Genomic DNA, 7285 nt, shown 5'->3' with positions numbered 1-7285 from the left:
AATCTGCATCACTTATCCAAAGCAATAAAGAAAAACATCTAATCCATACATGTGAATCATTTCACACCTTAAAGTTTAATAATATCTGTCTTGACATCTTGTAGCACCATAATAGTCTGATCAGGTGACTAAAGATGAGAACTGAAGAATTGAAGCAATGGATTGAAAAAAACAAATACAGAAGAAAACGATTGAGGGATTCTGGAAATTGTTTAATCATTACCTAATTGAGGAACCCGAAGAATGTAGGCAAATGTTCGGTGATTTTGACAAGAGCAAATTAGAAATAAAACTTGATTCATATAGCCTCATGGTTCATAGCTATCGAGGTGAGTTCGTTCAAATGACTATGGATATGAATTATTCGGATCAATATATTGGTTATTACAGAATGATGTTTAATTTTGCTGGTGAAGCAATCGATGACTTTCTGGTATCTGAATGGAAAACCTGGGAGATCTACAGGCGTATCTCTATTCTTGAGGAAATAAAGAATGACATCAAAAATGAAGAGTTGTTACAAATTATTGAAATGAAGATCCAAGAAACAAAGAAAAAGTTCTGACAGAAGGGAAACAAAAAAACGAAAGTGTGAGCATCAAACTCACGCTTTCGTTTTTTTTAGTTGGACCACCATAGTATGAAACCCTGGGCTTTTTCAATTTCCTTTGCAAATGTTTCAACTGAACCCGTACCTTTATCTACGTAATCGGGGTTGAAAGCATAAACCTCTTTGGTGAATGCCAGAACATCCTTTGGTTTCTCTAATAATTGAACAACAACCCAGTTAGAACTCGCACTTGCAACCTCTAACTTAGTGGAAGTGTTCCATTTATCCAATTGTTTAATTACAGCATTAGCGTCGTATTTTGCACCGATTTCACCCAGCTGTTTCAAAAAATCAGCATCTGTTCCTTTAATGATCACTACTTGCTCGGGAAGCTTTTTTTCAAAAATGTCTCCAGTTCGAAATACCTTATAACCCAATGGAGTTAACTTACTTCTAAGTTGATTGACTGTTTCTTTAGATACTCCTCGTTGTACAGAAAGCTGTAATCCATAGATAGTTTGTGATTTTTCATTGCCAAAAGGGTCAATATCCCCTTTAAAGTCTTGCCGTACAATTTCAAGAATTCGTGAATCAAAAGAGGCTTTTTCAGACCACATTTTTGCTTGTTTATTTGTTAGCTCTAATAATTTTGATTGGATTTTCAAAAGATTGTTTTTGTCAGTTTCGTTCTGATCTTTTTCTAAATAAAAATTTGTCCAAGCAAGTGCAGCATTTCCTTCAGAGTTTTTCTTCCAAATATCTGCTCCACCGTCAATTAGGACTTGAACCATGTCAGGGTCCTTATAATAAATCGCTGTATGTAAGAGGTTCGTAACGAATTTGTATTCATAATTAGGATCTGCTTTATACTTCAGAAGTAATCTCGCCATATCCGTGTTGTGATGGTGAATAGCCCACCCTAAAGGGATACTATCCATATGACTATAATAATTCGGATTCGCTCCTTGTTCTAACCAATACTTTACTTTATCAATGTCATTGTCTAAACAAGCATGAATGAGATAGTACCCCTTGTCCGTAACAATGTTAACGTGATTTGTCTTTTGTTCCCAAGTAACATCTCCGCCACTCACTTCTCCTACAAATCTTAATGGAACAAATGTGTCACCATTAATAATGCGTGGTGCAAGAGCTAATTCGTTGGATTTATTGCTCACTAACGCGCTATTGCTCCCTATAGTAAGCTCGATGTCGGCTTTACCGTTGTTTGCAATAATCGATTGCTTCTCTTCATTCCATGTAAGTTTGTAATTTAGACTTTCAAATAAAGGTCTAAATTGCACAAGCGTAGTTCCATCTTCAACAATTGGAAGTTGAGTAAATACTACCTGATAGCCGTTAATGAAAACTCGAATAGGTTCATCTGCTTTTGCATCTTTGACATAAGTAAAGCTAAATACAGTCATCGTAAATAAAATGAGAACAATCCTACGAAACATTTGGTCACCAGCCTGTTAGTTGTTTTTATATAGAATACCAAAAAACGGAAGCATAGGATATAAGGTTCAAAAAAGAAGATAAAGACCTGATTAGGTTAATAACACGTAATCAGGTCTTGTCTTTTATAATATGCTAGTCTTTAAAAACCTCTTTAATTATCGCCTTCGCTTTTTTAACATCTTTTGAATCGTGGCGAAGTAGTATGTCAATGACTTCCTTAATATCCTCTTCCTTCTCAGTTACCCTGTAACTTATGTTATGAGAGTAGCTGAACAATTCATGTATGCCAACACCCAGACCATCTGCTATTTTGGACAGATTTATCAATGAAATATTCTTCTCTGCTCTTTCAATCCCGCCGATATAAGAGAAGTGGAAACCGGCCTTCTCACCTAATTGTTCTTGTGATAGTCCTCTTTCCTTGCGAAGATCCCTTATTCTGGCTCCAACATATTTTAAAATGTTATCGGACATCACTACACCTCTTTAAAAGAAGTGTAGACAAACCCAAAATGAAGAAACATCCATCGTTTTATATCAAAATTATAATTGATATTTATTTGTATCAATCATATCTATTAAGGCAATAATAATGCTAGAGAGTTTAATAGAATCTAAATAGGTGGTGACGAAAATGAATTTACCCAACTTACTCCCAATGGATACAGCGACAATAACAACAGAAGGTATTCTTTATAATGGAATGATCTATACTTGCCCATTAGCAATTAAGGAGCAATGGTTCTTTCACTCGGTTGACAATGATGCTAGGAGGATATCAGTTTGTTTCGATCCCAAGGATCCGAATTTCTTGTTATTGCTAGTTGATCATGTTGGGATGGTTCCAGCTTACAAAATAGTGGATTCAAAACCATTGAATCCAGACGTTCTTGAAGCATATCATTCAGCAATTAATATTTTAAAGAGCAAATGGAAATTAAAAAGACGAAAAAATAAGAAGCACGGTGTATAGACATGAGACCGGTTCGTATCCGTCCGGATATTGATAATCAGGAAAGCTTGTCAGGATATTTACACAGAGTTTCCGTTATAAACCACTATCCCTCTATTTCAATTATTGCATCTGATATTAATATGACTGTTCCATATTTAAACAATAATTCATTCACTCCTAATCAATTAACTTCGATTAGCAATCTAACAGGAATACCCAAAGAAATACTTCAGCTTCATTCAAATAATTATTATGAACAATCAATCGGTCGAGAGATTACGAATAAGTTTGTTTTGAAAAATCGAGTTAAATATTGCCCACTATGTATTCAAGAAAATATAGTCCATAAATTATCCTGGAACATGCTGCAGCTCAATATTTGTTTCGAGCATAAAATAATTCTCATTGAAAATTGTTGCGGATGTGATTCTACAATTTCTTTAACCAGCTTTATGGCTGGATTTTGTGATAGATGTGGTTTTGTTTACGCAACTGCTAGTCCAGGAGGAATCGAATTACATGAATTATTATTAGACCCTCAATTGTATTTATTTCATAACTTACTTGATCAAACTAGCAGCAAGTCATTCTTCGACATTACTTTACATGACTTCTTAATCTTAGCTGACCTCAGTTATCACTTACTTGAAGGAATGCCAAGTTACTTAGGAGATAGTCAAGCGATTTCATGCTTTAATAAAAAGAAGAATGGTCATCGAAATAGCAAGAATCAATCCCATGCTTATAATAATGCTTTTTGGATGTATCAAGATTTCCCCCACAATTTTTATCGTGTGCTCAATGATTTTATTAAACAAAAAAAGCCTCCAATTATGTATGAGCAAAAGGGGCAATTTGAACAAATTTTTGAGTATGACTCATTAAGTGAATTTTCGGAAGCGTACAATGCTTTTTGGCTTGAAAAAATCAATCAGGGAAGTATACGTAGGGATTTCTCTGTGTTCAAAAAGAACCTAGAACTATTAAATCAACGTGAATATGTAAGGAAGGATGAAATTCGTACTACTAGTGGGATGAGTTATGAAAAAATGACACAACTAAGTGAACTGAATGAGATTGATATGGTCATCTCACAAAAAGGTAATAAAACCAAGTATCTCGTGGATAAGAGATCGTATGATACTGCCTTAGATTCTACAAAGTATCTAATAACAAAAAAAGAAGCAGCGCTAATGCTAGGGATTCAAAAAGATTCTGTACCTAAGCTTATAGCCTCCGGTCTTTTAAAAGCATATCATAGAAGTTCGAGTCGTTATGAATTATTATCACATAATGATGTTAAACAACTGATGGATGAGTGCCGCGGTAAGGTAGTTGTGAATGGCCAGATAGCAGGAATGAAATTCCATGATGCATTAATTACCTATTCAGTTAACGGACTAACTGTTGTGAACGTAATTAAGTTCACACGTGAGGGTTTGTTGAATCCCGTTTCTTTAAACGAAAATGGGACACTTGATCAAAACTACTATTTTGTTAATGAACTTGAAAATTGTATTAAGTTATCTGAAATGGAGAGGAAAAATGCTCAAGGATACTATTTAAAAGATGTAATTGCATTATTGAAAATTGGTGAGAAAAAGGCGTGGAAGTGGCTAGAGTCCGGCTTCTTAGTTCCAGATCAAATCATTACACTTAAGGATGGTCGGAAAAGATATCTTTTTTTAAGAAGTACTATTGACTCTTTGTTAATAAAAAAGAATATAACTATTTCAGCTTAATCAACATAACTGAACGGAGTTGGTTTAAAGATTAACACGAAGGTGACTACATGAGAATGAATAAGAGCCATTCAATTGAGTGGGTTCTTTATTTTTTTCTAATGAGGTTACGAAATAATTTCATTTAAATTTTGATTTTGGAATGTTCGGAGCTTGTTCAATTGATTCATCGTAATATTGTAACTAGTGTATATTAGAAGGCTCAGTTCAGATTGGATTGGTTGATACATTATCTATATGGAAAGGAAAATATTTGATATACTTGAGAATAAAGTCGAGTATACTCGTTTATTGTTTTAAGCGATCTAGAGAATTAAACGATCTAAAAAAATGATCGGCAGCATATTCAAAATTTTAGAAATAAAAAAGGGGATCCTTTGGGATTTGTCGTTTAATGTCTAGTGTTCGAACACCTAACGAACTATAATTCAAGCGAGTTTATGAACTGCGGCTGCGGTGTATCGAACGTTAGAACCAATAAATTCGGAAATGTGAGATGGGGATTGCCATGAAAAATGTTCATCGTGTATTTACTATAAAAGAACTATATCACTATCTTAAAGAAGGTAAGTTCACTATAAATCGAGATTATCAGAGAAAACTATTTTGGAACCAAGAACACAAAGACAAATTATATGATTCGATTTTGAAAGGTTTTCCTATTACGAGTATAATTCTCGCAAAAATTAAAGAAGATAGTTATCAAATTGTTGATGGTATGCAACGATTAGATGCTATTTTTGATTTTCTAGAAAGGAAAATATTATTTAACAAAAATAGCGAGTTAAGTCTGTACTTCCATCCGGAAGTGTCTCGTAATTTAGGTGTCCATATTGATTCAACTACAACTTCTCACAATAGTATAACTTATGATGAGGCACAAATTATTTTGAATTTTGAAATTGATATTATAATCTGCTCATTAAAAAATATAGAAGATATAAATGGAGTTTTTTTGAGAATTAATTCTTTTGGTGAATCATTGAATCCGCAAGAAATACGACAAGCGGGAAACCAAACCGTCTTCGCTAGACTAACGAAAGGCTTTGGTTCATTTTGGACTGTTCGCCGTATTTGTTGCTGGTATTATTCTGGTGAAAAATGGAACCATTACCGTCGGGGAATTTGTCGCACTGGTCTTTTACTACGATGTCGTGATCGCCAGAGTAACAATATTCATCACAAATATCACGGAGCAGCGCGTGATTTCCTTTCAGATGGAGAATATCTATGAATTAATGAACCAACAACCACTGGTAAAGGAATCCGAATCTCCCTTGTCGGTGGACAAGTTCGAAGGACATATCGATTTGAAAGATGTTCATTTCAGATACCGAGAAGTTACGCCTGTTTTGCAAGGTATGAATCTCTCCATCAGGTCAGGAGAAAAAGTCGCCATTGTTGGAACAAGCGGGAGCGGGAAATCAACTGTTTCTAAGTTGATAGGACGTTTTTATGACCCAACTCAAGGAGATATCTTGTTGGATGGCATTAACTTGAAGCAATTGCCATTAAATCAAATTCGGGATCATATTGGATACGTATTTCAAGAAACGTTTTTGTTCGGAACCACCGTTCTTGAAAACATCAGGTTCGGCAACCCGTCAGCCACCGATGAAGAAATAATAACCGCTGCAAAAATAGCGTATGCTGATAACTTCATCACGAGTTTGCCAAATGGCTACAATACGCTTATTGGGGAGCGCGGCATCAAGTTATCAGGGGGTCAGAAACAAAGAATTGCTATCGCCCGTATGTTTCTGAGAAATCCGCAAATTATTATTCTGGATGAAGCTACTTCATCGTTAGATAATCTCAGCGAGATTGAAGTACAGCAAGCAATGGAGTCCATAATGAAGGGTCGAACGACAATTGCGATAGCTCATCGATTATCAACGATCCGCTATTATGATAACATTGTCGTTTTGAAAAACGGGCGAATTATGGAAACTGGTACGTATGAAATGTTGCTTGCACGTAGGGAACATTTCTATCAATTAGTTACCAGTGAAAGGAGCCAATATGAAGCGACGACACTGGCTAATTAACTATATACGGGAAATTAAGGGGAAGTTTTCCGGCAGCGTATTGTTAGAAGCTATTGCAGTGGTTGCCGAATTGGTGATGATTGCGATAACGAAATATGTTATTGATGATATTTTCATTAAAGGACATTACGAAAAGTTCTTCATCTATATGGAGATTTTTGCAACTGCGATTACTACATATATCCTCAGTCATGCATTGGCCTTCATTCTCATGAGGAAAAACGTTCTGTTTTTTCGATACAGGCTCATGGAGGAATTATTAAGAGCTTTTTTTCAGATGCCACAAAAAGATTTCCAAAATCAACGTATTGGCCAGATGACAAACTACTTTACCAACGAAGCAACGATGGTTGCGGACTTGCTTGGAAATAGGATGTTGATGGTTTCGGTAAACGTTTTGAAATGCAGTATTCTCCTGCTGTTTATCGGTTTTACTGACTGGACGGTGTTAATCATTGTTCTCTGCTGCGCTTATGCTTACATCCGAGTTGGAAAATACTTCTCTCCGAGGTTAAAAGCTATAGGAAAA

The 7285-nt window shown here is 35.3% G+C and carries 7 protein-coding genes and 1 pseudogene; 6 read left to right on the top strand and 2 right to left on the bottom strand.

Annotation, left to right across the window (positions count from 1 at the left end; translation table 11 throughout):
- Positions 1 to 343 precede the first annotated feature (343 nt).
- Entirely contained in the window at positions 344 to 565 is a 222-nt protein-coding gene (locus ICC18_RS32290; protein ID WP_188178509.1) for a hypothetical protein, read from the top strand.
- Between the two features lie 56 nt (positions 566 to 621).
- Here the strand turns inward: ICC18_RS32290 and ICC18_RS32285 are convergent, their stop codons facing one another.
- Together ICC18_RS32285 and ICC18_RS32280 are read right to left on the bottom strand one after the other, a co-directional pair.
- Positions 622 to 2010: a stalk domain-containing protein gene (locus ICC18_RS32285; RefSeq protein WP_188178508.1), complete on the bottom strand. Its 1389-nt coding sequence runs from the start codon at positions 2008 to 2010 to the stop codon at positions 622 to 624.
- A 133-nt stretch (positions 2011 to 2143) separates the two neighbouring features.
- A complete protein-coding gene (locus ICC18_RS32280) occupies positions 2144 to 2485 on the bottom strand; it encodes a helix-turn-helix domain-containing protein (RefSeq protein ID WP_188178507.1) in 342 nt (113 codons plus the stop codon).
- A gap of 160 nt (positions 2486 to 2645) precedes the next feature.
- On the opposite strand from ICC18_RS32280, the gene ICC18_RS32275 reads away from it, so the two are divergent.
- From ICC18_RS32275 to ICC18_RS32255, 5 genes and pseudogenes are all read left to right on the top strand, one after another.
- Positions 2646 to 2984, top strand: a complete 339-nt coding sequence (locus ICC18_RS32275; protein WP_188178506.1) for a hypothetical protein — start codon at positions 2646 to 2648, stop codon at positions 2982 to 2984.
- Positions 2985 to 2986: 2 nt separating this feature from the next.
- Positions 2987 to 4708 carry a TniQ family protein gene (locus tag ICC18_RS32270; RefSeq protein ID WP_188178505.1) on the top strand — a complete coding sequence of 574 codons (1722 nt, stop codon included), beginning with the start codon at positions 2987 to 2989 and terminating at the stop codon, positions 4706 to 4708.
- Positions 4709 to 5216: 508 nt separating this feature from the next.
- Positions 5217 to 5942, top strand: a complete 726-nt coding sequence (locus ICC18_RS32265) for a DUF262 domain-containing protein (RefSeq protein ID WP_188178504.1) — start codon at positions 5217 to 5219, stop codon at positions 5940 to 5942.
- Positions 5943 to 5946: 4 nt separating this feature from the next.
- A complete protein-coding gene (locus tag ICC18_RS32260; RefSeq protein ID WP_223193058.1) occupies positions 5947 to 6756 on the top strand; it encodes an ABC transporter ATP-binding protein in 810 nt (269 codons plus the stop codon).
- Positions 6731 to 7243 (top strand): annotated as a pseudogene (locus tag ICC18_RS32255) (ABC transporter transmembrane domain-containing protein); the annotation flags it as partial. The gene ICC18_RS32260 and the pseudogene ICC18_RS32255, both read left to right, overlap by 26 nt.
- Positions 7244 to 7285 lie beyond the last annotated feature (42 nt).

Source organism: Paenibacillus sedimenti (assembly GCF_014534655.1).
GTDB lineage: Bacteria > Bacillota > Bacilli > Paenibacillales > NBRC-103111 > Paenibacillus_E > Paenibacillus_E sedimenti.
This window is presented reverse-complemented; position numbering and strand designations above follow the sequence as displayed.